The sequence below is a fragment of the Clostridium sp. chh4-2 genome (genome assembly GCF_002899675.1).
Lineage (GTDB): Bacteria > Bacillota > Clostridia > Lachnospirales > Lachnospiraceae > CHH4-2.
This window is the reverse complement of sequence record NZ_PKUU01000001.1, coordinates 102,492-125,239: the sequence shown is the minus strand read 5'-3', so window position 1 is coordinate 125,239 and position 22,748 is coordinate 102,492. Positions and strand designations below refer to the sequence as shown.

The following is a 22,748-nucleotide window of genomic DNA, read 5'->3' as shown; positions in this document are numbered from 1 at the left end:
GTTTATTTGTTAAGGAGGTGAAATTGACATGGCAGTAAAGATGAGATTAAAAAGAATGGGACAGAAGAAAGCTCCTTTCTATAGAATCGTTGTTGCAGATTCCAGATCTCCTAGAGACGGAAGATTCATCGAGGAAGTTGGTTACTATGATCCAAACGTAGAACCAAGTGTAATCAAATTTGACGAAGAGGCAACTAAGAAATGGTTATCAACAGGTGCGCAGCCGACTGACCGCGTTAGTAAGCTTTTGAAAACCGCTGGCATCCAGTAATAAGAGGTGAGTGCTATGAGAGAGTTAGTAGAAGTAATAGCAAAAGCGCTAGTTGACAATCCAGATGAAGTTGTCGTTACAGAAGCTGTAAAAGGAGGAGAAATACTTTTAGAATTAAAAGTAGCTCCTTCTGATATGGGAAAGGTAATCGGGAAACAAGGCAGAATTGCCAAAGCGATCCGCTCTGTTGTCAAAGCAGCAGCTTCTAAAGAAGAAAAAAAGGTTATTGTAGAGATTCAATAACATTCCAGACCGCCGGCCTTTAAGGAAGACGGTCTTTATTCTCGCTATGAGAGGTGTATGATGGAACAAACATTAAGAGTAGGCGTTATCTCGTCTACACACGGTGTGCGCGGAGAGGTAAAAGTATTCCCGACCACCGATGATCCCAACCGGTTTAAAAAGTTAAAAAAGGTCATTTTAGATACCGGAAAAGAAACGCTGGATTTGGAAATCGAACATGTAAAATTTTTCAAGAATATGGTTATCCTGAAATTTAAAGGGTATGATAATATAGAAGACATTGAAAAATACAAAGGGAAAGATCTCTTAGTAACCAGAGACAATGCCGTAAAGCTGGAAGCCAATGAAAACTTTATTGTGGATCTGATTGGAATCAAGGTGATTACGGATGAGAATGAAGAACTGGGGACACTGACCGATGTTCTGCTGACGGGAGCCAATGACGTTTATGAAGTGGATACCGGTTCCAAAAAGATTCTGCTTCCCGCAATCCCTTCCTGCATTCTGGATGTGGATTTAGATAAACAAACGATGCTGGTTCATGTCCTCGACGGACTTTTAGACCTGTAAGAAAGGCTGTGCACGATGAATTTTCATATTTTAACTCTATTTCCGGAGATGGTGCTTCAAGGTTTGAATACCAGCATTATCGGCCGGGCGGTTGAAAAGCAGCTGATCTCCATTGAGGCGGTCAATATCAGAGATTATTCCACGGATAAGCACAATCATGTGGATGATTATCCTTACGGAGGCGGAGCCGGCATGGTGATGCAGCCGGGGCCTATCTGCGACGCTTATGAAGCGCTGTGCGAGAAGACGGGAAAACGTCCAAGAGTCATCTATATGACACCGCAGGGCAGAGTATTCAACCAAAGGATTGCCGAAGAACTGGCGAAGGAAGAGGATCTCGTATTTCTCTGCGGCCACTATGAAGGAGTGGATGAGAGGGCGTTGGAACTGGTGGCTACCGATTATCTGTCGGTAGGCGATTATGTTCTTACCGGAGGGGAACTTCCGGCCATGGTCATGATCGACTGCATTTCCAGACTGGTTCCCGGGGTTTTAAGCAACGATACTTCAGCCGAGATCGAATCCTTTCATGATAATCTGCTGGAATATCCCCAATATACCCGTCCGGAAGTTTACCGTGATAAAAAGGTTCCTGATATCCTTTTATCCGGCCATCATAAAAAGATCGAAGAGTGGCGCCGCCAGCAGTCCATCCAAAGGACGGCGGAGCGCAGACCGGATCTTCTGAAGGATGCCTGCCTTACCAAAAAGGAGCAGGAATTTTTAAAAGAACTGTTGGGAAATATGGAAAAAACCGAGTAAAAGGACTTGCTTTTTTCATATTTCCATGATAGTATAAATTGTTGTGAAAAATAAGAGATGGTCCGCTGATACGGTGCGCCAAGGCGTGAAACAGTATGTAAGAACATCAAACATATTAAGGAGGTTCACACATGAACGATATTATTAAGAACATTGAAGCTGCACAGTTAAAGACATCCGTACCGGAATTTCACGTTGGTGATACTGTAAAAGTATACAACAAGATCAAAGAGGGTACCCGCGAAAGAATCCAGATCTTCGAAGGAACTGTTATCAAAAGACAGAACGGCGGAGCTAGAGAAACTTTCACAGTGAGAAAGAACTCCAACGGAATCGGTGTTGAAAAAACCTGGCCATTACATTCCCCTTCAGTAGACAATATTGAAGTTGTAAGAAAAGGTAAAGTAAGAAGAGCAAAACTTTACTACTTAAGAGACAGAGTTGGTAAAGCTGCAAAAGTAAAAGAGTTAGTAAAATAATTCTGAAACATGACAAAGGGACAATGTATCTTTCAAAAATTGATGCAGTTGTCCTTTTTCTTTACCGGAATAGGATGTGTTGAATTGGACTTTTATCAAAATGAAGAGACAAATCTGCTTAGAAGGGCTGTTTGCTGGATTGTAGATATTATTGTTGTGATCTTTATTGCCCGTTTTCTGATATATGGGGTGGGCTCGCAGATCACAATTTCAGGCCATTCCATGCTTCCGTCTTTAAAATCCGAAGATGTGGTTTTGATGGACCGGCTTATCTATGATTTCGGCAGTCCAAAACGATTGGATGTCATCGCATTTCAAAGGGATGACGATAAGATTAATGTAAAAAGGGTCATCGGGCTTCCCGGTGAAACCGTACAGATAAAGAATGGTATTGTTTATATTGATGACCGGCCGTTAGAGGCTGAGAATGATTTGAACCGCGTTTCTTTGGCGGGCCTCGCCGAGAATCCGGTTAAACTGGCGGATAATGAATATTTTGTCCTCGGAGATAACAGAGAGGGCAGTGAAGACAGCCGTTTTACCAATATTGGCAATGTGAAGAAGAAACAAATCCTGGGGAAGGTATGGTTAAAGCTTTATCCCCTGATTGAAATAGAATTCGTTAAGTAAGGAGTTATTATGAATATACAATGGTATCCCGGACACATGACCAAAGCCAAAAGGGCGATGCAGGAAGACATCAAACTGATTGATCTGATTATTGAATTGGTGGATGCCCGTGTTCCGGTCAGCAGCCGCAATCCCGAGATTGATAAGCTGGGCGCCAATAAGGCCCGTTTGGTGCTGCTCAACAAATCGGATCTGGCAAGTGAGTTTTATAATGAAGCCTGGTCCGTTTATTTTAAGTCGCTTGGCTATCACGTGGTAAAGGTAAATTCCAGAACAGGCGCCGGATTAAAACAGATCAACGGCGTGGTTCAGGAAGCTTGTAAGGAAAAGATCGAACGAGACAGACGCCGGGGCATATTAAACCGCCCGGTGCGGGCTATGGTGGTGGGAATTCCCAACGTGGGGAAATCCACATTTATCAATTCCTTTGCCGGAAAGGCCTGTACCAAAACGGGCAACAAGCCGGGCGTGACCAAGGGGAATCAGTGGATTCGTCTGAATAAATCGCTGGAGCTTTTAGACACTCCGGGCATACTTTGGCCCAAATTTGAAGACCAGAGAGTTGGCCTTCATCTGGCATTTATCGGTTCCATCAATGATGAGATTCTGAACAAGGAAGAATTGGCATTGGAACTTTTTAAGTTTCTGCGCAGTCATTATCTTCCGGTTCTGGAAGAACGGTATCAATTCACTGCCGATTCTTTGGACACTCCCTTAGAGCATATCGCAAAAGTCCGTTCCTGTCTTGCGAAGGGGAATGAGCCGGATACAAAGAAAGCGGCGAATATTCTGATTGATGATTTCAGAAGCGGAAAGCTTGGAAGAATTACGGTTGAATTTCCTCCTAAGACAAAACAGGAGTAGCATGCAGAGATGCAAAAGAAAAAATTATTAAAATATCTGATTTTCTTTACTATTATAATCTTTTCAGCCCACCTTACAAAAACATATGTCGTTGAGCGGGTAGACGTCCATGGCGATTCTATGGAACCTTCTTTATCGGACGGTGAAATTTATCTGATGGAGAAGCTGTCTTACCGGCTGCATAAACCGGAACGCTTTGACATGATTGTATTCCGGTATCGTTATGATGATGACAGTCATTATATAAAACGTGTGGTCGGCCTTCCCGGAGAAACGGTACAGATAACAGACGGCAGAATCTACATTGACGGAAAGTGTCTGGAAGATCCTTACGGCGATTTAATTGAAAAGCCCAAACGTGCGGAAAATCCCATATTATTGGGCAACGACGAATATTTTGTCTTAGGTGATAACCGGGGATTTAGTTCGGACAGCAGAGATTCTGATGTGGGAAATGTGAAGATGAGTCAGATACTTGGAAAAGTGTGGATAAAAGTATGGCAAAAGCATTAACAGAAGAAAAACTATTATTGGAGCGGCAGCGCTTAGAAGGCATGAAGGAATACGAATTGACCTATGCCGCCTGTCCGAATATCTGCGGTATCGATGAGGCAGGCCGGGGACCGCTTTCAGGCCCGGTTGTGGCTGGGGCGGTCATTCTTCCTAAAGACTGTGAGATCCTTTTTTTAAATGATTCGAAGAAGTTATCGGAGAAGAAGCGGGAACTGCTTTTTACTGAAATCCAGGAAAAAGCCGTGGCTTACGGTGTAGGAATCGTAAGTCCTGCCAGAATCGATGAAATTAACATTCTGCAGGCCACTTATGAGGCGATGCGGATTGCGGTATCCAAATTAAAGGTGACGCCTGACATTCTGCTTAACGATGCGGTTACCATACCAGGTATCGATATCATGCAGATTCCGATTGTTAAGGGCGATGCAAAGAGCATATCCATCGCTGCAGCCAGTATTCTGGCGAAGGTTACCAGGGATCATATGATGGTCGAATACGATGAGCTCTATCCCGAATATGGATTTGCCAAACATAAAGGATATGGAACTGCAGTACATATTAAAGCCATTAAAGAATATGGGCCTTGTCCGATTCACAGGCGTTCTTTTATTAAAAATTTTGTGTGATTTTGGAGCACTCATATGAACAAACGGGAAACAGGCGGCTGCTATGAAGAGATGGCAGCCGCTTATTTAGAAAAAGAAGGGTATCATATAATAGAGAGAAACTATTATACCCGGCAGGGAGAGATCGATATCGTTGCAAGGGATGGGGAATACCTGGTATTTATAGAGGTGAAATACCGGAACAATTTAAAAAAAGGTCATCCTGCAGAAGCGGTCACCTATCAAAAACAGCAAAGAATCAGGAAGAGCGCCCGCTATTATATGTATGAACACCGTATAAGCGAAGATATGCCCTGTCGGTTTGACGTGGTTTCCATATTAAAAGAAGAGATACAATTGTTTAAAAATGCATTTTAATGGAGGAAGATATGAAAACAGAATGGATAACTGCTTCTGATTCCAATGAGTTGGAAGTAAAACACAAAGACCAGCTGCTCTATCTGTCATTTCCGGCGTTAGAAGCCACAGGAATTGTTAAACATGCCTTTTCCACCAGAATAGGCGGCGTCAGCCAGGGAAAGTTTTCTACGTTGAATTTTACCTTTACCAGGGGAGACAATCCGGAACATGTGATGGAAAATTATAGAAGAATGGCGGATGCCATAGAGGTTGATTTAAACCGGATGGTATTGTCCTGGCAGACTCATACCACCAATGTGCGGCGGATAACGGAAGAAGATGCAGGGAAAGGAATTTTAAGAGAACGGGATTATCAGGACGTGGACGGAATGATTACCGATGTTCCCGGCATCACTTTGGTGACTTTTTATGCGGACTGCGTTCCGCTGTATCTGGTTGATCCTGTGCATAAAGCCATCGGCCTGTCTCATTCCGGCTGGCGGGGAACGGCAGGGCGCATGGGAAAAATTACAATTGATGCGATGACACAGGCATACGGTTCTAAGCCTGAAGATATGATCGCTGCCATCGGCCCCAGCATCTGCCAGTCCTGTTATGAGATCGGAGAAGAAACGGCCGTGGAATTTAAAGAAAATTTTAAAAAAGACCAATGGGATGAGATTCTGGCTCCCGGCAGCCGCCCGGATAAGTATCAGCTGAACCTCTGGAAAGCGAATGAGATCATATTCCGGGAAGCCGGAGTCAGGACAGAACATATTCATACCACCAATTTATGTACCAGATGCAATTCGGATCTGTTGTTTTCCCATAGAAAAGCAGGGAATGAACGCGGTAATCTGGCCGCTTTTCTTTGTTTGGCTTAACATTTGCTAGTTTTTTACATTTTACGAAAAACCTTCTAGTGTATTAATTCTCATAAGGCACATAATAGGAGTGTAGCAAAAAACAAGTCACAAACAAGTGACAATTAGTTGAACAAGGAGGCATTTTATTATGGCAAGCAGATCTTCTAATACTACAAATGTACCAGAGGCAAGAGAAGCAATGGATCGTTTCAAAATGGAAGTAGCAAACGAAATCGGTGTACCGTTAAGCAACGGTTACAACGGAAATCTGACATCCGCACAGAATGGTTCTGTAGGTGGATATATGGTTAAGAAAATGATCGAAGCACAGGAAAGACAGATGGCAGGTAAATAAAACCGTCTGAATTGAAAAAAAGTCCCTTAGCTGCTTAGGCAGCTAAGGGTTCTTTTTTTCTGAAAAACGAATGTTATTGTTCACGGCTCCTTGGGCCTCTGCCGTCTGGTCTGGCTCCGCGCGGTATATACAGCCTTTCCTGTTCCGGTTTCGGGCATAAGCACTTCTAAACGTGCAGGATTTTTCTAAAAACCAAGGGAAATGTCCAAACTCGCTCTGCTCAAACAGGTGGACATTTCCCTTGAACGAAAAATTCTGCACGTTAAGAATTGCTAATGCCCTGCAAAGTCACAGGAAAGGCTGTATATACCGCGCGGAGCCAGACCAGACGGCAGAGGCCCAAGGAGCCGTGAACAGTAACAAACGAATGCTATGTATCGAAAAATGTACGAAATAATCCTTGTATCTGAAGAAAATCCATATTATAATAGTAAAGAAATTTAACTGGGAGAAAATTATGCGTGTAATAGCAGGAAGCGCCAGGCGCTTACTTTTAAAAACAATAGATGGTTTGGATACAAGACCGACCACAGACCGAATTAAAGAAACCTTATTTAATATGCTCCAGCCCGGATTGGCTGACTGTCAGTTCCTGGATTTATTCAGCGGGAGCGGCGGAATCGGAATCGAAGCATTGAGCCGCGGAGCCAGGCTGTCCGTATTTATCGAGAATAATCCCAAGGCAGTGGATTGTATTAAATCCAATTTAGCCACGACAAAGCTGGAAGAACGTGGAATCGTGATGTCCTGCGATGTGCTGACCGGTTTAAAACGGCTGGAAGGCAAAGAATATGTATTTGATTATATTTTCATGGACCCCCCATATGACCATGAGCATGAGCGGTATGTGATGGAATACCTGTCAAAATCCGCTCTTATTAATGAAGAAACCACGATTATCATTGAAGCCTCTCTTAACACAAACCTTGATTATCTGGACTCTTTGGGTTTTACGGTTGAAAAAGTTAAAAACTATAAGACCAATAAACATTTATTTGTGTACAAAGGAGATTGTTAAGATGGCAGTAGCTGTGTATCCGGGAAGCTTTGACCCCGTTACTTTGGGGCATTATGATATTATTGAACGCACCTCTAAAATTATGGACCGCGTAATTCTCGGAGTTTTGAATAATAATTCAAAATCTCCGTTGTTTTCTGTGGAAGAACGTGTTAATATGTTAAAGAGTGTTACCAATCAATTGCCGAATGTAGAAGTTCAGTCATTTGATGGTTTATTAATCGACTTCGTCAGAAAGAATAACGCCAATGTTATAGTAAGAGGTTTAAGGGCTATTACAGATTTTGAATATGAGTTACAGCTGTCCCAAACCAACCGGGTAATTGCCCCTGAGATCGATACGTTATTCCTGACTACAAACTTAAAATATTCCTATCTCAGTTCCAGTATCGTGAAAGAGATTGCTATGTATCACGGTGATATCAGCGCATTTCTTCATCCTGAAATTGCAGAATTGGTTAAGAAAAAATTTGCTTAAAATCAAGCATAGAAGGTGAGGAGTACATATTATGAGTAGAATTGAACAATTAATCAGCGAAATTGAAGAGTACATCGATGGCTGCAAATTCCAGCCGTTATCCAATACAAAAATCCTTGTCAATAAGGAAGAACTGGAGGAGCTTTTAGTGGAACTGCGCCTTCGCATTCCGGATGAGATTAAACAGTACCAGAAGATTATCAGCAACCAGGATGCAATTCTCAATGAAGCCCGCCTTCAGGCGGACAGCATGCTGAAGGAAGCCACCGCTCACACCAATGAACTGGTTAACGAGCACGAGATTATGCAGCGTGCTTATGAAGCCGCTAATCAGGTGGTTGAACAGGCCAATGCGCAGGGACAGGCCATCGTGGACAGCGCGGTGAATGATGCCAACAATATCCGCCAGAGCGCCGTTCAGTATACGGACGATATGTTAAAGAGCCTTCAGGCCATTATTTCTCATTCTATGGAAGGCGCACAGGGCAGATTTGATGCATTTTTCTCTTCCATGAAATCCAGTCTGGATATCGTGACCGCTAACCGCAACGAACTTTCCGGCGGAATGGCTCCTAGTGAACCGGAACCAGCCGCGCCAACAGAAGAAAGATAATACAGGATAGGAAACTGTGCACCAGCTTCCAGAAGATATAATGCCGGATGGATAATCCGGCATTTTTTATAACGCTCTTTGTCTGAAAGATGCCGGATATTCCGCCAAATGTGACGGACATAATGATTAAAACTGTGCAGACAATGCCTTTCATCTGGGTGGATATGGCATGGATGCCGGTGGTCATTTCGATCAGGCCTAAAAACATTGCCTTTATGACCGGATCTATGGATAGTTCTTTAACGAATTCCACTAAAATGGAAAACAGCATAATATAGCCGCCGATTTTTGTCATTACGTCGAATGCGCTCATCAGGCTTTCATCAAAGGACTGCCTGTTTTCGTGGTTCCCGGATTCCCCGAAGGAGGGTTTTTGAATACCGTACATGGAACGCGCCATCCAGGAGATGACGAATACGGGAAGGTAGACGGCCGCAAGGAATCTCCACAGAGGAATTCCCGGTGGAAGTTTCTGTACCGTATAGCCCAGTAAGAACATGGGGCTCGGGTGATTGCAGATGGCCAGCAGATATTTCCCTTCTTTTGCCGTGATTCTGCCGTCGTCCATAAATTCGCTGCAGTTTTTGGCTCCCAGCGGATAGCCGCAGAGAAGGCCTGACATCAGAACATAACTTCCCGCATCAGACAGCTTAAACACGGAATGCCACAGCGGCTTAAAGGGCCGGGTGAGAATATGGATTGCATCTAAGGAAACGATGATGCTGGAACACACCATAAACGGCATCAGCGCAGGCAGCACCACATCGGCCCACAGCACCAGACCATTTCTGGCTCCGCGGGAGGACAGCACCGGATTCCATAAGAGAAGAAGCAGCACTACAATCGGAATAACTCGGATCATGGATTTTTTCATAACAGCCTGAATAGAATGGTTTATACAAATATATGTGAAGGCTGTGGAACTATGATTATAATCCTGATCTGCCTGCTGGCAGTTTTTCAAGTGACCATGGTGGATTATCTGGTCAATAACCCCAATTATTACCAGCTGGATTCCTATACCTGGGAAACCGATGACTTCCGCTCTATGGAGCTGGGTGAACTGATTGCGTCCCAGACTTCCATCGACTATGATGCGCTCACAACCTTGATGCTGGATCATGAATATGATCTGAGGGACCAGGAGAGCCTTACTTATGAAAACAGCAGGGTATTGGCGAGAAAACCCATTGAATACCGGAAACTGAAAAATGCGTATGAGAGCATTTTAACGGATTTGAAATATTTTCCCATCCCGTTAAGCAGCAGAAGTGAAATTCCCGAAATCAGCTATGGGGACAGCTGGGGCGAATCACGAAAATACGGCGGGGAGCGCCCGCATGAGGGCTGCGATATCATGGGCACCGGGATGGAACGGGGCACTTATCCGGTTGTCAGCATCAGCGACGGAACGGTGGAAAAAGTGGGATGGCTGGAAAAGGGCGGGTGGAGGATTGGAATCCGCACCCCATCGGGGGTCTATCTTTACTATGCACATCTGTATCAGTACAGCCAGGAATTTCAGGAAGGGGATACCGTGACCGCAGGCCAGCTGCTTGGGTATATGGGAGATTCCGGTTACAGCACAGTGCCGGGAACGGTTGGCAATTTCGATGTTCACCTTCATCTTGGCATCTATCTGAAAACTGACCACTTTGACGAATTGAGCGTGAATCCTTATTGGATTTTGCGTTACCTGGAAAAATATCGCCTAAAATACAGCTATTAACCCCACAGAAAGCGTTTTTATGATATAATGGCGTGTAAGGCAGAACGCCTGAAGAAAACAATAGAATTTGAGGATATCATGAATTTACCTGAGCAGTTTACAGAACAAATGAAAGAACTGTTAAAAGAAGAATACAGTTCTTATATCGATAGTTTTTCGGAGGAACGCCTCTACGGGCTTCGCGTTAATACGGCGAAGATCTCACCGGAAGCGTTTCAGGCTGTGTCCGGATTCCATTTACAGCCGGTATCCTGGATTTCCAATGGATTTTACTATCAGGAAGCGGACCGTCCGGCAAAAGATCCTTACTATTATGCAGGGCTTTACTATCTGCAGGAGCCCAGCGCCATGACGCCGGCCAGCTTGCTTTCCGTCGAGCCGGGAGATATGGTGCTGGATCTCTGCGCGGCGCCGGGAGGCAAAAGCACGGAATTAGGGGCAAAGCTGAAGGGAGAGGGAATGCTGGTTGCCAATGATATCAGCAATTCCAGGGCCAAGTCCCTTTTAAAGAACTTAGAGCTTTTGGGAATCCCCAATATCTGTGTGACCAGCGATTCACCGGAGCGTTTAGCCGGCGTATATCCGGAATTTTTTGACAAGATTTTGGTGGACGCGCCTTGTTCCGGTGAAGGGATGTTTCGAAAAGACCACGGAATGATTACCAGCTGGCTGGAACATGGGCCGGAATACTATGCTCCGATTCAAAGGGAAATTATCCTTCAGGCAGCGGCTATGCTGAAGCCCGGAGGATCTCTTTTATATTCCACCTGCACATTTTCCATGATGGAAGATGAAGAGGTGATCCGGTGGCTGCTGGAACGCTGCCCGGATATGGAATTGGTTCCCATTCCACTGTGGGAAGGTGCGGCGGGCGGCATCGGTTTAGACGGCTGCGTACGTCTGTTTCCCCATAAGATCAAAGGGGAAGGGCATTTTATAGCGCTTTTGAGAAAAAAGGGTGAAAAGGGAATCGGTACGGAGGAAGCGCCTGATTATAAGCCGCTCACATTGGACAAGCTGCCGGAATTAAAGGAATTTCTGAACCGGATATCCATGCCGGTGGAAAAAGGGCGCCTGGTCGAACGCCAGGGAGTGATCTATTACCTTCCAAAGGGATACAGACAGCGTCACAAGCTCCGGTATTTGAGAACCGGGCTGCTGATGGGAGAGGTGAAAAAGAACCGTTTCGAACCGTCTCAGGCCCTTGCTATGGCTTTAAAGATGGATGAATTTGAAAACAGCATTTCATTTGCCCATGACGATCCCAGGGTGATCCGGTATTTAAAGGGAGAGACGATTTTACTGGAGCAGGACGAACCGGAACGAAACGGATGGTGCCTGATCGGTGTAGACGGATATCCCCTAGGTTTTGCAAAAGGCAATAAGCGGAATTTGAAAAATAAATATTATCCGGGATGGCGGTGGCAGTGATGGGAAAAGAACTTCGACTCGATAAATATTTAACGGAAATGAATCTGGGCACCAGAAGCCAGATGAAGGAAGCTGCCAAAAAAGGGCGGATCCTGGTAAATGGAGCCGTTGAGAAGAAAACAGACCGGAAAATCGATCCTGAAAAAGACAACGTCTCTTTTGACGGAAAGATCGTAAACTACCGCAGATATGAATATTATATGCTGCATAAACCAAATGGTGTGGTATCAGCAACCGAAGACAATGTTCATCCGACCGTAATCAGCCTTTTGGGGGCCGATGTGCGAAGGGACCTGTTTCCGGTGGGGCGTTTGGATATCGATACGGAAGGACTGCTTTTGATCACCAATGACGGGGAACTGGCGCACCGCCTGCTTTCACCGAAAAAGCACGTGGACAAGGTCTACTATGCCGAGGTAGAAGGCCGCCTGCCAAAAGATGCCGCAGAACAGATGAAAGCGGGTCTCACGTTAACCGATGGAACGGTTGTGAAGCCGGCGGAGCTGGTGGTTACAGAATCCAGCGGAGAGAACAGCAAAGTGTTTTTAACCATTCATGAGGGAAAGTTCCATCAGGTAAAACGGATGTTTGAAGCGCTCGGCTGCCAGGTCACTTATTTAAAACGCATGTCCATGGGCTGTCTGAAACTGGATGAATCCCTGAAACCCGGAGAATTCCGTCCGCTGACGGAAACTGAATTAAAAGAATTGAAGGAATTAACAAACTATGATGAAGAATAAAAAGGCAGTAATATTTGATCTGGATGGAACGTTAGTGGATTCCATGTGGATGTGGAAGGCCATTGATATTGAGTTTTTAGGCAGATACGGCTATGAGCTTCCGGAAAATTTACAGCGTGAGATCGAGGGGATGAGCTTTACGGAAACAGCAGTTTATTTTAAAGATCGTTTTTCACTTCCTCTGTCGTTAGATGAGATTAAACAGATATGGACCCAAATGTCCATTGATAAATACCGCCACCAGGTGAGTTTAAAACCAGGAGCCAGAGAATTTCTGGAGTTTTTAAAAACACATGGAATTAAAGCCGGAATTGCCACCAGCAATGGCCGGGAAATGGTGGACGCGGTGATTGAATCTTTGAAAATAAGCTCATACTTTCAGGTAGTGACGACTGCATGTGAAGTGGCAGCCGGAAAACCTGCGCCTGATATTTATTTAAAGGTGGCCGGTCATCTGAAAACAGAACCGGAACGCTGTATGGTGTTTGAAGATATCCCGGCCGGGATTTTGGCCGGAAAGAGGGCGGGCATGACGGTATGCGCCGTAGACGATGAATTTTCCAGGGATTTAAGAGAGGAAAAATGTTCCCTCGCAGATTACTTTATTAATGATTACTACGAATTACTGAATGGAGTTATGGCATGATGCATGATTATTTACCAATTAACAGAACGGATATGAGTATCCGGGGATGGAACCAGTGCGACTTTGTCTATGTGTCGGGAGATGCCTATGTGGATCATCCTTCGTTCGGCACCGCCATCATCAGCCGCCTTTTGGAAGCCCATGGATACAAGGTGGGGATTATCGCTCAGCCTGACTGGAAGGACAGCAAAAGCATAACAATTCTTGGAAAGCCAAGATTGGGATTTCTCGTGTCGGCCGGCAATATGGATTCCATGGTTAATCACTATTCCGTTTCTAAAAAAAGAAGAAAAGAGGATGCCTATACGCCGGGCGGAGTGATGGGAAAAAGGCCCGATTACGCCACCATCGTATACTGTAATCTGATCCGTTCCGTTTATAAAGATGTTCCTGTTATCATTGGAGGGATTGAGGCCAGTTTGCGGCGTTTGGCCCATTACGATTACTGGTCAGACCGTTTGAAACGTTCCGTATTGCTGGATTCCCAGGCGGATCTCATTTCCTATGGGATGGGAGAACGGTCCATCGTGGAGATTGCCGATGCGCTGAACAGCGGAATTGACATTAAAGATATCACTTTTATCGACGGAACCGTTTATAAGACGAAAAGTCTGGAGTCCGTCTATGATTATAAGATGCTGCCATCGTTTCCTGATCTCGTGGAAAACAAAGAAGAATATGCCAAAAGCTATTATATTCAATACTGCAACACCGATCCGTTTACAGGAAAACGTTTGGTTGAACCGTATAAGGACAATCTCTACGTTGTGCAGAATCCGCCGTCAAAACCATTGGACCAGTTCCAGATGGACGAGGTTTACGGGCTTCCCTATATGAGGAATTATCATCCGAGCTATGAAGAAGAAGGCGGAATACCGGCAATCCGGGAGATTAAATTCAGCCTGATCAGCAACCGCGGCTGTTTTGGCGCATGCAGCTTCTGCGCTTTGACCTTTCATCAGGGCAGAATCATTCAGGCCAGAAGCCACGAATCCCTGCTTGAGGAGGCCAAACTTTTAACGGAAGAGCCTGATTTTAAAGGGTATATTCACGATGTGGGCGGTCCAACCGCAGATTTCCGCTTCCCTGCCTGTGAAAAGCAGCTGACCAAAGGGGCCTGCCCTAACCGTCAGTGTCTGTTCCCAAAACCGTGTGAAAATCTGCGGGCAGATCACAGCGATTATATTGCTCTTCTCAGAAAACTGAGGGCGCTGCCAAAGGTGAAAAAGGTTTTCATCCGTTCCGGCATCCGGTTTGATTATGTGCTGGCTGATCCCAGCCGGAAATTCTTAAAGGAGCTGTGCGAATATCATGTCAGCGGGCAGCTGAAGGTGGCTCCCGAACATGTGGCGGACAAAGTTCTGTCCAGGATGGGAAAGCCGCAAAACAGCGTATATCGGCAGTTTGTGAAGGAATATAAGGAGATGAACGCCAGAATTGGCAAAGAGCAGTATCTGGTTCCCTATCTGATGTCCTCTCATCCCGGATCTTCCATGAAAGAAGCGGTGGAACTTGCCGAATATCTGAGAGATCTAGGGTATATGCCGGAACAGGTTCAGGATTTTTACCCGACTCCGTCGACGATTTCTACCTGCATGTATTATACCGGATATGATCCCAGAACGATGGAAAAGGTATATGTGCCGGTAAATCCTCATGAAAAGGCCATGCAGCGAGCGCTGATCCAGTACCGGAATCCTAAGAACTATGAACTGGTGGCTGAAGCATTAAAAGCGGCCGGCCGCACCGATTTAATCGGATTTGATAAAAAATGCCTGATCCGGCCAAGAGGCGGTTCTCCATACCAGCCGTCCCGAAAACAGGAAACGGCTGTACAAAAGAAAAAACCGAAAAAAACAATTCGGAATGTTCATAAAAAATCGGTTAAAAAATAATATAGGAGGAATTGCTGCTATGAAAATTGCTGTTATTACAGGAGCTTCTTCGGGAATGGGATGGGAGGCCGCCATACAGACGGCCAGACGGTTCCCTAAAATCGACCAGATCTGGCTGATTGCCCGAAGAATGGAACGGCTGGAGGAATTGGAACAGAAATTAGATGTTCCGGTACGAAAGATAGAGGCGGACCTTTTAAAAACAGAAGACAGGGATAGGATTAAGCAGGCATTGGATATGGAAAAGCCGCAAGTCAAGCTATTAATCAATGCGGCCGGATTTGGCAAGATCGGGAAGGTGGGCAGCTTAAAGCTTTCCGATGAAACCGGCATGGTCTGCCTGAATTGTGAAGCTCTTTGCGCTGTCACCCATATGGTGTTTCCTTATATGCCTGAGAGCAGCCGGATCATGCAGTTTGCGTCTTCCGCAGCATTTCTGCCGCAACCTAAGTTCGCCATTTACGCCGCCACAAAATCATTTGTGCTGAGCTACAGCAGAGCCTTGGCCTGTGAGCTGCGTAAAAAGCGGATCTACGTGACGGCAGTCTGCCCGGGGCCTGTAAAAACGGAATTTTTCGATATTGCGGAAACTACGGGTAAAATTCCTCTTTATAAGCAGCTTGCCATGGCAGACCCGAAAAAGGTGGTTGATCTGGCCTTTCGGGACACCATGTGCGGGAAAGCCGTTTCCGTGTACGGGCCGTTAATGAAGGCATTTCACATTCTTTGTAAAATTCTTCCACACGGACTGCTGCTAAAGGTGATGGAAATTATATAGAATCAGCAATCGTTCAGATTGCTGCAGTCAGTAAAATCGAGGTTAAATATGAAGCATTCAAACAAACGAGCAAAAGGCCAATACGGCTATCGAAATTACCACAGAAAAATCCAGCTCTTCAAGGTGCTGTTTGGAGCATTGATGATTATCGCACAGCTTTTAGCCAGGAATCTGACCGACAGTGTGCCGGCAAAGAATATTCTGACCGTTATGGCCATTCTCTCTGTGCTCCCCACCGCCAATGCAGCGTCGCCGTTACTGGCTTCCTGGCGGTTTACCACTTCTTCGGAAGAATTTTACAAAAGAGTTCTTCCCTATGAAAGCAAGTTTCCGGTCTTGTATGACCTGATTCTCACATCGAAGGAAGCCATAATGCCGATGGACGCCATTGCTGTCCATCCTCGCGGGGTATATGCCTACTGCATTTCTCAAAAAGTGGATGCGGCGAAGGCGGAAAAGTTTTTAAATGAAATGTTTGCAGGACATAAACTGGACCCTCATGTGAAGATATTTAAAGAGGAATCCTTATTTTTTAAACGGTTAGACCAGCTGAAACCTGCCTCGGAATACGAGGACGACGGCAGTACCGGATACAGCTTGGATCTGCTGAAAAGTTTATCCATGTAAAGGAGTACATCATGCGGCTGTTAACTGTCAGTGACAACGAATCCGGTCAGCGTCTGGATAAACTTTTAAGTAAATATCTGAACCTGGCCGGAAAAAGCTTCATCTATAAGATGATGAGAAAGAAAAATATTGTTTTAAATGATAAAAAATGCGATGGTTCCGAAAAGCTGGCCGCAGGAGACGAGATCAAGCTCTATCTGGCGGAAGAAACCATAGAAAAATTCTCTCAGATCAAGGTGCAGAAGGTTAAAAAGAAAAAACTGGACATCATCTATGAGGATGACCATATTCTTTTGATTAATAAACCAGCCGGAATGCTGTCGCAAAAGGCCAGGGATACGGATGAATCGCTGGTGGAATATGTGATTGACTATTTGCTGGACAGCAATGCTCTGACAAAAGAAAATTTAAGGAGTTTCCGTCCTTCTGTCTGCAACCGTTTAGACCGGAACACCAGCGGGCTTGTGGCAGCAGGAAAATCGCTTCCCGGCCTTCAGATTATGGCAGAGGTGTTTAAGGATAGAAGCATTCACAAATATTACCAGTGTATCGTGGCCGGAAAACTGCGGGATAAGCAGACCATTAACGGATATCTTACAAAAGATGAGCGGACCAATCAGGTCACAATCCATGAGACTGAAATTGACGGCAGCGTTCCCATTCTTACGGAATATGAGCCGCTGGCTTATCATGGCCCATATACACTTTTAAAGGTAACGCTGATCACGGGACGAAGCCATCAGATTCGAGCCCATCTGGCATCCATCGGACATCCGGTTGTGGGAGATTATAAATACGGAATCAAATCAGTCAACGACGAGGCGAAAAAGAAATACGGAATCACGTCCCAGCTCCTTCATTCCTATCAAATTGTGTTTCCGCCGCTGCCGGAACCATTGGCCTATCTAAGCGGGAAAACATATACGGCCCCGCTGCCGGATACGTTCAACCGGATTTTAAAGAGCTGATTCCAGCTCTTTTGTCATTGGATTAAACAGGAGAACTTATGAAAAAGAAATATATCCCTTTTATTCTAATATTGATTGTCTTTTTGGCAGCAGGCGCCTGCGGCCTTCTTATGCGCAGACCGCAGAAGGGAGTAATTGTCACACCTTCTGCCGTTTTTGAACCGCCGTCTGTGGTCTATTATCTTCAAAAAGACAGCCGGTGGAGCGAGGATAAGCTTGGACAATCTTCCTATACGATGGGAGGCTCCGGCTGCCTGACTTCCTGTATCGCATCTGCGCTTTCCATACAGGCGGAAGAAGAAAACAGAAACCAGCCCGTTACCCCAGGCGAATTAAACCGCCTTTTTACCGAAAAAGAAGTGTACAACGCTTCCGGTGATATTGTATGGGGAGAGATTGGAAAAGCTCTGCTAAACAGCTCTGTCAATGTGGAGTCATCGGTCAGCAGCAAAAAAATCGATGAGTGGCTGAAAAAGCGCATTTATCCGCTGGCAAGAGTGAAGAATAATGGGAACGGCGCTTCCCACTGGGTTCTCATTGTAGGAAGTGACAGTGATGGATACCTGTGCATGGACCCGCTCAGAAGCGGAAGTGAACCGGTGCCGCTTTCCGTGCATGGAAACAAGGTCTATTCCATCAGATCCGTATCCTGGAGCGATGATTAATTATCAGGCCGCATAAGCGGCGGAAACGAGGTTTTATATGGGAACCTGGAACAGCAGGGGACTTCGCGGTTCCACATTGGAGGACATGATTAACCACAGCAATCAGATTTACCGGGAAAAGAAACTGGCCCTTATCCAAAAGATACCCACGCCGATTACGCCTATCAATATTGCGAAGGAATCACGTCATATCACGTTGGCATATTTTGACCAGAAGAGCACTGTGGATTATATCGGAACGGTGCAGGGAATACCTGTCTGCTTCGATGCAAAGGAATGTGCGGTTAAGACATTTCCTCTGCAGAATGTCCATCCCCACCAGGTACAGTTCATGAAAGAATTTGAAGACCAGGGAGGGATCGCATTTCTTATCATCTCTTTCACCTCTTTGGACGAAATCTACTATCTGCCCTTTGATGAACTTTACCGGTTCTGGATGAGAATGGAAAACGGCGGAAGGAAAAGCTTTACCTATGACGAGATGGATAAGGAATGGCAGATCGGGCGCCACAGGGACATTTTGGTGCATTATCTTAAAATGATACAAAAGGATATAAACAGGAAATCGGAGCCAGATCAGACGGCAGAGCCCCCAGGAGCCGTGAACAGTAACTAGGAGTTTAAACCCAGGATCATGAAATGGTTGACAATTGTGTGAATATTTTCTATAATTAGAAACACGTTATCAAATTATCACTTTACCATGTGAAAGTATACGGTGGTATGATAACAGGAGATATAAGACCAGGAGGCGTTATGAATAATCAACTTTTACATACACCGGACGGTGTCCGGGATATCTATGCGGAGGAATGTGCCAAAAAATTAGCTGTTCAGGATAAGATCCAGAAAGTATTCCATCTCTATGGATATCAGAATATTGAAACACCCACCTTTGAATTCTTTGATATTTTTAAAAAGGAACGGGGAAGTGTGGTTTCCAGCGAGATGTTTAAATTCTTTGACAGGGACAATAACACCCTTGTTTTACGCCCGGATATGACGCCGTCCATCGCCAGATGCGTTGCGAAGTATTTCATGGACGAAACGCTGCCTTTAAGGCTCTGTTATCTGGAACCCATGTTCATCAACAACACCAGCTATCAGGGGCGCTTAAAGGAGTCCACCCAGACCGGCGTGGAGCTGATCGGAGACGATTCCAGCGATGCGGATGCGGAGATGATCGCCATGGTGATCCAGTCCCTGATCTCTGTGGGGTTAAAGGAGTTTCAGGTGGAATTAGGCCAGGTGGAATTCTTCCGGGGCCTGGTGGAAGAGGCCGGAATGGACGAAGAAACCCAGGAACAGCTCAGAGAACTGATTGAGAATAAGAATTATTTCGGCGTGGAAGAGCTGGTGGAATCCCAGCCCATGAATGATTCTTTAAAACAGGTATTTTTAAAGCTTCCGGAATTATTCGGCTCCTTAGAACAGATTTTGGAAGCGAAGAAATTTACTCAGAATGAAAGAGCCATCCATGCGATCGAACGTTTGGAAAAGGTAAACCGGATTCTGAATATATACGGCCTTTCAGAATATGTCTCCTATGACCTGGGAATGCTGAGCAAATATTCTTATTATACAGGTATCATTTTTAAAGCTTATACCTACGGAACGGGCGATTATGTGGTCACCGGAGGCCGTTATGACAAGCTGCTGATACAGTTTGGAAAGGACACTCCTGCGGTAGGCTTTGTCATTGTGGTTGACCGTCTGATGATGGCCTTATCCAGGCAGAAGATCGAGATCCCCGTATCCATGGCCAATACGCTGATTCTTTATGATGAAGAAGCCCGCGAGAATGCAATCGCTTTGGCAGGGCATTTCCGAACTCTGAATATGGCTGCAGGCCTTACGCGAAAATCCCGGTCAAAGCAGTTGGAGGAATATAAATCGTATGCAGAGCGTTCCGGCATCCGCAATTTACTGTATCTGGCGCAGGACGGGAAACAGGTGCTTGCCATTGACATGATTAACAATCAGCAAGACCTGATTCTGCTCAGTGAATATTTACATTAGGAGGCTTTATGAGATATCTGACATTTGCCCTGGCGAAGGGGCGTCTGGCTAACAAGTCACTGGAATTATTTGAAAAAATCGGCATCACCTGCGAAGAGATGAAGGATAAATCCTCCCGAAAACTGATCTTTACCAATGAAGAACTGGGTTACCGTTTCTTCCTGTCCAAGGCTAACGATGTTCCCACTTATGTGGAATATGGAGCTGCGGATATCGGCATTGTGGGAAAGGATACGATTCTGGAAGAAGGGCGTAAATTGTATGAAGTGATGGATCTTGGAATCGGAAGATGCACAATGTGCGTATGCGGTCCGCAGTCTGCCGAAGAATTGTTAAAGCACCATGAGATGATCCGCGTTGCAACCAAGTATCCCAACATAGCCAAGGATTATTTCTATAATAAAAAGCATCAGACCGTTGAGATTATCAAACTGAACGGCTCCATTGAGCTGGCTCCCATTGTGGGATTATCGGAAGTGATCGTGGATATCGTGGAAACAGGTTCCACGCTTCGGGAAAACGGACTGACTGTTTTGGAAGAAGTGTGCCCGCTGTCCGCCAGAATGGTGGTAAACCAGGTGAGCCTGAAACGGGAAAATGAACGCATTACCAGGATTATACAGGATTTAAAGCTTTTACTGCAGGAACAGTAGGCCGGCAGAAGATGCTTTTATGGATAAGATGCCGCATCTATGGCAAAAATGGGAGGCAGCTATGAAGATTATTAAATTAGATGAACAGTCAAAACAGAATATATTGGCGGATCTGCTGAAACGCGATCCCAATAATTATGACAGCTATGCGGGAACCGTGCAGCAGATTGTGGATGATGTGAAGAACCGGAAAGACCGGGCCGTATTTGAATATACGGAAAAGTTCGATAAGGCGGTTACCAATCAGGACAATATCCGCGTAACAGAGGAAGAGATTAAAGAGGCCATGGATCAGGTGGAACCGGAACTTCTGGCCGTCATGAAAAAAGCCATGATCAATATACGCAGCTATCACGAGATGCAGGTGCGTCACAGCTGGTTTGACAGCAAACCGGACGGCACTCTGCTGGGGCAGAAGATCACAGCCCTTGAGAGCGTAGGTGTCTATGTGCCGGGAGGAAAGGCGGCTTATCCGTCCTCCGTACTGATGAATATTATTCCGGCTAAAGTAGCCGGTGTAAAGCATATTGTGATGGTAACCCCTCCGGGAAGAGACGGAAAGGTTAACCCTGTCACGTTAACGGCCGCCCATCTGGCCGGAGCGACGGAAGTTTATAAAGTGGGAGGCGCCCAGGCAGTTGCAGCGCTGGCCTTTGGTACGGAATCCATTCCAAGGGTGAATAAGATTGTGGGACCCGGCAATATCTTCGTTGCACTGGCTAAAAAAGCGGTATACGGGCATGTGAGCATCGACAGCATTGCCGGCCCAAGTGAGATTCTGGTGATTGCGGACGAAAGCGCCAATCCGCGCTATGTGGCCGCCGATCTGCTGTCCCAGGCGGAGCACGACGAACTGGCTTCCGCCATACTGGTCACAACCAGCATGGAACTGGCAGAACAGGTATCGAAACAGGCGGATGCATTTGTAGAAACATTGTCCAGAAGGGAAATTCTTCAGAAGTCTCTGGATAATTATGGATACATTCTGGTTGTGGATACCTTAGAAGAGGCTGTTGAAACGGCTAATGAGATCGCATCGGAGCATCTGGAAATTGTGACTAAAAATCCGTTTGAGGTTATGACCAAGATACAGAACGCGGGAGCTATATTTATCGGTGAATACAGTTCTGAACCGCTGGGCGATTACTTTGCCGGCCCTAACCATGTGCTTCCGACCAATGGTACCGCTAAATTCTTCTCCCCTCTGAGCGTGGATGATTTCATCAAAAAATCCAGCGTGATCTACTATTCCAGAGAGGCATTGGAACCAATTCATAAAGACATCATTAAATTTGCTGAAGCAGAACATCTGACTGCGCATGCCAATTCCATCCGCGTCAGATTCGAAGACCAGGAATAGGAGGTGCCGCATGGAACGTTCAGCCAGCATCAAACGCGATACAAAGGAAACAAAGATCAGCCTGAGCCTTAACCTGGATGGCAGCGGAAAAAGCGATATCCATACGGGAATCGGTTTTTTTGACCATATGTTAGACGGCTTTGCGCGCCATGGCTTTTTTGATCTCAGCGTCCATGTGGACGGGGATTTGAACGTGGATACCCACCATACCATAGAAGATACTGGCATAGTTCTGGGTAAGGCGATTAAAGAAGCAGTGGGAGATAAAAAGGGAATCGTCCGCTACGGATTTCAGATTCTTCCCATGGATGAAACCCTGGTTCTCTGCGCCCTTGATCTGTCCGGCCGCCCTTATTTCGTCTATGACCTGAAATTGGACAGAGAGAAGGTGGGGGACCTGGAAACGGAGATGATCCGTGAATTTTTCTATGCAGTTTCCTATGCGGCGGAGATGAATCTCCATTTCAAACAGCTGGAAGGCAGCAATAACCACCATATTATTGAAGGCGCTTTTAAGGCGTTTGCCAAGTCCCTGGATGCGGCAACCAGGTTTGATCCGCGCATCACCGATGTTTTATCGACAAAAGGCAGTTTATAGGAGGAGAGGGCA

Annotated in this window: 30 protein-coding genes; 29 read left to right on the top strand and 1 reads right to left on the bottom strand. The window is 45.6% G+C overall.

Annotation, left to right across the window (positions count from 1 at the left end; genetic code table 11):
- The first annotated feature begins 28 nt into the window (after nucleotides 1-28).
- The 15 genes from rpsP to C0033_RS00565 all read left to right on the top strand — a co-directional run bounded on the left by rpsP (nucleotide 29) and on the right by C0033_RS00565 (nucleotide 8,627).
- Nucleotides 29-271, top strand: a complete 243-nt coding sequence (gene rpsP, locus C0033_RS00635) for a 30S ribosomal protein S16 (RefSeq protein WP_103225939.1) — start codon at nucleotides 29-31, stop codon at nucleotides 269-271.
- A gap of 15 nt (nucleotides 272-286) precedes the next feature.
- The gene (locus C0033_RS00630) at nucleotides 287-514 is read left to right on the top strand and encodes a KH domain-containing protein (RefSeq protein ID WP_103225938.1); all 228 of its coding nucleotides are present in this window, start codon (nucleotides 287-289) and stop codon (nucleotides 512-514) included.
- Between the two features lie 60 nt (nucleotides 515-574).
- Nucleotides 575-1,084, top strand: coding sequence for a ribosome maturation factor RimM (gene rimM, locus C0033_RS00625; protein ID WP_103226170.1), 510 nt, complete (start codon nucleotides 575-577; stop codon nucleotides 1,082-1,084).
- Between the two features lie 15 nt (nucleotides 1,085-1,099).
- Entirely contained in the window at nucleotides 1,100-1,846 is a 747-nt protein-coding gene (trmD, locus tag C0033_RS00620; protein WP_103225937.1) for a tRNA (guanosine(37)-N1)-methyltransferase TrmD, read from the top strand.
- A gap of 131 nt (nucleotides 1,847-1,977) precedes the next feature.
- Nucleotides 1,978-2,325, top strand: a complete 348-nt coding sequence (gene rplS / locus C0033_RS00615) for a 50S ribosomal protein L19 (protein ID WP_103225936.1) — start codon at nucleotides 1,978-1,980, stop codon at nucleotides 2,323-2,325.
- 9 nt (nucleotides 2,326-2,334) lie between these two features.
- Nucleotides 2,335-2,955 (top strand): signal peptidase I, encoded by a 621-nt coding sequence (gene lepB / locus C0033_RS00610; protein ID WP_347501001.1) that lies wholly within the window; start codon nucleotides 2,335-2,337, stop codon nucleotides 2,953-2,955.
- 9 nt (nucleotides 2,956-2,964) lie between these two features.
- Nucleotides 2,965-3,819 (top strand): ribosome biogenesis GTPase YlqF, encoded by an 855-nt coding sequence (ylqF, locus tag C0033_RS00605; RefSeq protein ID WP_103225935.1) that lies wholly within the window; start codon nucleotides 2,965-2,967, stop codon nucleotides 3,817-3,819.
- Nucleotides 3,820-3,828: 9 nt separating this feature from the next.
- On the top strand, nucleotides 3,829-4,332 hold the full coding sequence (lepB, locus tag C0033_RS00600) for a signal peptidase I (protein ID WP_103225934.1): 504 nt from the start codon (nucleotides 3,829-3,831) through the stop codon (nucleotides 4,330-4,332).
- Nucleotides 4,317-4,958, top strand: coding sequence for a ribonuclease HII (locus C0033_RS00595; protein WP_103225933.1), 642 nt, complete (start codon nucleotides 4,317-4,319; stop codon nucleotides 4,956-4,958). Before lepB (C0033_RS00600) ends, C0033_RS00595 begins: the two co-directional genes overlap by 16 nt.
- Nucleotides 4,959-4,973: 15 nt before the next feature.
- Nucleotides 4,974-5,315: a YraN family protein gene (locus C0033_RS00590; RefSeq protein WP_103225932.1), complete on the top strand. Its 342-nt coding sequence runs from the start codon at nucleotides 4,974-4,976 to the stop codon at nucleotides 5,313-5,315.
- 11 nt (nucleotides 5,316-5,326) lie between these two features.
- Nucleotides 5,327-6,181, top strand: a complete 855-nt coding sequence (pgeF, locus tag C0033_RS00585) for a peptidoglycan editing factor PgeF (RefSeq protein ID WP_103226168.1) — start codon at nucleotides 5,327-5,329, stop codon at nucleotides 6,179-6,181.
- Between the two features lie 130 nt (nucleotides 6,182-6,311).
- Nucleotides 6,312-6,518, top strand: a complete 207-nt coding sequence (locus C0033_RS00580; protein WP_103225931.1) for an alpha/beta-type small acid-soluble spore protein — start codon at nucleotides 6,312-6,314, stop codon at nucleotides 6,516-6,518.
- Nucleotides 6,519-6,975: 457 nt separating this feature from the next.
- Nucleotides 6,976-7,536 (top strand): 16S rRNA (guanine(966)-N(2))-methyltransferase RsmD, encoded by a 561-nt coding sequence (gene rsmD, locus C0033_RS00575; protein WP_103225930.1) that lies wholly within the window; start codon nucleotides 6,976-6,978, stop codon nucleotides 7,534-7,536.
- Nucleotide 7,537: 1 nt separating this feature from the next.
- Complete coding sequence (gene coaD, locus C0033_RS00570; protein ID WP_103225929.1) at nucleotides 7,538-8,014, top strand: pantetheine-phosphate adenylyltransferase; 477 nt, start codon at nucleotides 7,538-7,540, stop codon at nucleotides 8,012-8,014.
- Nucleotides 8,015-8,045: 31 nt separating this feature from the next.
- Nucleotides 8,046-8,627, top strand: a complete 582-nt coding sequence (locus C0033_RS00565) for a vacuolar family H+-ATPase subunit H (RefSeq protein WP_103225928.1) — start codon at nucleotides 8,046-8,048, stop codon at nucleotides 8,625-8,627.
- Here the strand turns inward: C0033_RS00565 and C0033_RS00560 are convergent.
- Nucleotides 8,587-9,489, bottom strand: a complete 903-nt coding sequence (locus C0033_RS00560; RefSeq protein ID WP_347501000.1) for a nucleoside recognition protein — start codon at nucleotides 9,487-9,489, stop codon at nucleotides 8,587-8,589. The two genes, C0033_RS00565 and C0033_RS00560, sit on opposite strands and share 41 nt — an antisense overlap.
- 63 nt (nucleotides 9,490-9,552) lie before the next feature.
- Here C0033_RS00560 and C0033_RS00555 point away from each other — a divergent pair, with 63 nt between their 5' ends.
- The 14 genes from C0033_RS00555 to hisB all read left to right on the top strand — a co-directional run bounded on the left by C0033_RS00555 (nucleotide 9,553) and on the right by hisB (nucleotide 22,736).
- Nucleotides 9,553-10,356: a peptidoglycan DD-metalloendopeptidase family protein gene (locus tag C0033_RS00555; RefSeq protein ID WP_103225926.1), complete on the top strand. Its 804-nt coding sequence runs from the start codon at nucleotides 9,553-9,555 to the stop codon at nucleotides 10,354-10,356.
- A gap of 78 nt (nucleotides 10,357-10,434) precedes the next feature.
- Nucleotides 10,435-11,787 (top strand): RsmB/NOP family class I SAM-dependent RNA methyltransferase, encoded by a 1,353-nt coding sequence (locus tag C0033_RS00550; RefSeq protein ID WP_103226167.1) that lies wholly within the window; start codon nucleotides 10,435-10,437, stop codon nucleotides 11,785-11,787.
- On the top strand, nucleotides 11,787-12,527 hold the full coding sequence (locus C0033_RS00545) for a pseudouridine synthase (protein WP_103225925.1): 741 nt from the start codon (nucleotides 11,787-11,789) through the stop codon (nucleotides 12,525-12,527). Before C0033_RS00550 ends, C0033_RS00545 begins: the two co-directional genes overlap by 1 nt.
- Entirely contained in the window at nucleotides 12,514-13,173 is a 660-nt protein-coding gene (locus C0033_RS00540) for an HAD family phosphatase (protein ID WP_103225924.1), read from the top strand. Before C0033_RS00545 ends, C0033_RS00540 begins: the two co-directional genes overlap by 14 nt.
- Nucleotides 13,170-15,068 (top strand): YgiQ family radical SAM protein, encoded by a 1,899-nt coding sequence (locus C0033_RS00535; protein WP_103225923.1) that lies wholly within the window; start codon nucleotides 13,170-13,172, stop codon nucleotides 15,066-15,068. Before C0033_RS00540 ends, C0033_RS00535 begins: the two co-directional genes overlap by 4 nt.
- 19 nt (nucleotides 15,069-15,087) lie before the next feature.
- Nucleotides 15,088-15,846: an SDR family NAD(P)-dependent oxidoreductase gene (locus C0033_RS00530; RefSeq protein WP_103225922.1), complete on the top strand. Its 759-nt coding sequence runs from the start codon at nucleotides 15,088-15,090 to the stop codon at nucleotides 15,844-15,846.
- 48 nt (nucleotides 15,847-15,894) lie between these two features.
- The gene (locus C0033_RS00525; RefSeq protein WP_103225921.1) at nucleotides 15,895-16,473 is read left to right on the top strand and encodes an O-linked GlcNAc transferase-like protein; all 579 of its coding nucleotides are present in this window, start codon (nucleotides 15,895-15,897) and stop codon (nucleotides 16,471-16,473) included.
- An 11-nt stretch (nucleotides 16,474-16,484) separates the two neighbouring features.
- The gene (locus C0033_RS00520; RefSeq protein ID WP_103225920.1) at nucleotides 16,485-17,441 is read left to right on the top strand and encodes an RluA family pseudouridine synthase; all 957 of its coding nucleotides are present in this window, start codon (nucleotides 16,485-16,487) and stop codon (nucleotides 17,439-17,441) included.
- Nucleotides 17,442-17,479: 38 nt separating this feature from the next.
- Nucleotides 17,480-18,106: a hypothetical protein gene (locus tag C0033_RS00515; protein WP_103225919.1), complete on the top strand. Its 627-nt coding sequence runs from the start codon at nucleotides 17,480-17,482 to the stop codon at nucleotides 18,104-18,106.
- A gap of 37 nt (nucleotides 18,107-18,143) precedes the next feature.
- Nucleotides 18,144-18,722: a Holliday junction resolvase RecU gene (locus tag C0033_RS00510; protein WP_103225918.1), complete on the top strand. Its 579-nt coding sequence runs from the start codon at nucleotides 18,144-18,146 to the stop codon at nucleotides 18,720-18,722.
- A gap of 140 nt (nucleotides 18,723-18,862) precedes the next feature.
- Complete coding sequence (gene hisZ, locus C0033_RS00505; protein ID WP_103225917.1) at nucleotides 18,863-20,125, top strand: ATP phosphoribosyltransferase regulatory subunit; 1,263 nt, start codon at nucleotides 18,863-18,865, stop codon at nucleotides 20,123-20,125.
- Nucleotides 20,126-20,133: 8 nt separating this feature from the next.
- Nucleotides 20,134-20,778: an ATP phosphoribosyltransferase gene (hisG, locus tag C0033_RS00500; RefSeq protein WP_103225916.1), complete on the top strand. Its 645-nt coding sequence runs from the start codon at nucleotides 20,134-20,136 to the stop codon at nucleotides 20,776-20,778.
- Between the two features lie 61 nt (nucleotides 20,779-20,839).
- Nucleotides 20,840-22,138 (top strand): histidinol dehydrogenase, encoded by a 1,299-nt coding sequence (hisD, locus tag C0033_RS00495; protein ID WP_103225915.1) that lies wholly within the window; start codon nucleotides 20,840-20,842, stop codon nucleotides 22,136-22,138.
- 10 nt (nucleotides 22,139-22,148) lie between these two features.
- Nucleotides 22,149-22,736 carry an imidazoleglycerol-phosphate dehydratase HisB gene (gene hisB, locus C0033_RS00490; protein ID WP_103225914.1) on the top strand — a complete coding sequence of 196 codons (588 nt, stop codon included), beginning with the start codon at nucleotides 22,149-22,151 and terminating at the stop codon, nucleotides 22,734-22,736.
- Nucleotides 22,737-22,748: the final 12 nt, after the last annotated feature.

Bases quoted from the DNA above. Each gene is read 5' to 3' on its own strand.
- rimM (WP_103226170.1), top strand. From the start codon at position 575: ATGGAACAAACATTAAGAGTAGGCGTTATCTCGTCTACACACGGTGTG.
- C0033_RS00510 (WP_103225918.1), top strand. From the start codon at position 18,144: ATGGGAACCTGGAACAGCAGGGGACTTCGCGGTTCCACATTGGAGGAC.
- hisG (WP_103225916.1), top strand. From the start codon at position 20,134: ATGAGATATCTGACATTTGCCCTGGCGAAGGGGCGTCTGGCTAACAAG.
- C0033_RS00535 (WP_103225923.1), top strand. From the start codon at position 13,170: ATGATGCATGATTATTTACCAATTAACAGAACGGATATGAGTATCCGG.
- C0033_RS00590 (WP_103225932.1), top strand. From the start codon at position 4,974: ATGAACAAACGGGAAACAGGCGGCTGCTATGAAGAGATGGCAGCCGCT.
- rsmD (WP_103225930.1), top strand. From the start codon at position 6,976: ATGCGTGTAATAGCAGGAAGCGCCAGGCGCTTACTTTTAAAAACAATA.
- trmD (WP_103225937.1), top strand. From the start codon at position 1,100: ATGAATTTTCATATTTTAACTCTATTTCCGGAGATGGTGCTTCAAGGT.
- C0033_RS00565 (WP_103225928.1), top strand. From the start codon at position 8,046: ATGAGTAGAATTGAACAATTAATCAGCGAAATTGAAGAGTACATCGAT.
- C0033_RS00555 (WP_103225926.1), top strand. From the start codon at position 9,553: ATGATTATAATCCTGATCTGCCTGCTGGCAGTTTTTCAAGTGACCATG.
- rpsP (WP_103225939.1), top strand. From the start codon at position 29: ATGGCAGTAAAGATGAGATTAAAAAGAATGGGACAGAAGAAAGCTCCT.
- C0033_RS00520 (WP_103225920.1), top strand. From the start codon at position 16,485: ATGCGGCTGTTAACTGTCAGTGACAACGAATCCGGTCAGCGTCTGGAT.
- hisZ (WP_103225917.1), top strand. From the start codon at position 18,863: ATGAATAATCAACTTTTACATACACCGGACGGTGTCCGGGATATCTAT.
- coaD (WP_103225929.1), top strand. From the start codon at position 7,538: ATGGCAGTAGCTGTGTATCCGGGAAGCTTTGACCCCGTTACTTTGGGG.
- hisD (WP_103225915.1), top strand. From the start codon at position 20,840: ATGAAGATTATTAAATTAGATGAACAGTCAAAACAGAATATATTGGCG.
- lepB (WP_103225934.1), top strand. From the start codon at position 3,829: ATGCAAAAGAAAAAATTATTAAAATATCTGATTTTCTTTACTATTATA.
- C0033_RS00540 (WP_103225924.1), top strand. From the start codon at position 12,514: ATGATGAAGAATAAAAAGGCAGTAATATTTGATCTGGATGGAACGTTA.
- lepB (WP_347501001.1), top strand. From the start codon at position 2,335: ATGACAAAGGGACAATGTATCTTTCAAAAATTGATGCAGTTGTCCTTT.
- C0033_RS00525 (WP_103225921.1), top strand. From the start codon at position 15,895: ATGAAGCATTCAAACAAACGAGCAAAAGGCCAATACGGCTATCGAAAT.
- C0033_RS00630 (WP_103225938.1), top strand. From the start codon at position 287: ATGAGAGAGTTAGTAGAAGTAATAGCAAAAGCGCTAGTTGACAATCCA.
- C0033_RS00530 (WP_103225922.1), top strand. From the start codon at position 15,088: ATGAAAATTGCTGTTATTACAGGAGCTTCTTCGGGAATGGGATGGGAG.
- C0033_RS00545 (WP_103225925.1), top strand. From the start codon at position 11,787: ATGGGAAAAGAACTTCGACTCGATAAATATTTAACGGAAATGAATCTG.
- C0033_RS00515 (WP_103225919.1), top strand. From the start codon at position 17,480: ATGAAAAAGAAATATATCCCTTTTATTCTAATATTGATTGTCTTTTTG.
- ylqF (WP_103225935.1), top strand. From the start codon at position 2,965: ATGAATATACAATGGTATCCCGGACACATGACCAAAGCCAAAAGGGCG.
- hisB (WP_103225914.1), top strand. From the start codon at position 22,149: ATGGAACGTTCAGCCAGCATCAAACGCGATACAAAGGAAACAAAGATC.
- C0033_RS00550 (WP_103226167.1), top strand. From the start codon at position 10,435: ATGAATTTACCTGAGCAGTTTACAGAACAAATGAAAGAACTGTTAAAA.
- C0033_RS00580 (WP_103225931.1), top strand. From the start codon at position 6,312: ATGGCAAGCAGATCTTCTAATACTACAAATGTACCAGAGGCAAGAGAA.
- C0033_RS00560 (WP_347501000.1), bottom strand. From the start codon at position 9,489: ATGATCCGAGTTATTCCGATTGTAGTGCTGCTTCTTCTCTTATGGAAT.
- rplS (WP_103225936.1), top strand. From the start codon at position 1,978: ATGAACGATATTATTAAGAACATTGAAGCTGCACAGTTAAAGACATCC.
- pgeF (WP_103226168.1), top strand. From the start codon at position 5,327: ATGAAAACAGAATGGATAACTGCTTCTGATTCCAATGAGTTGGAAGTA.
- C0033_RS00595 (WP_103225933.1), top strand. From the start codon at position 4,317: ATGGCAAAAGCATTAACAGAAGAAAAACTATTATTGGAGCGGCAGCGC.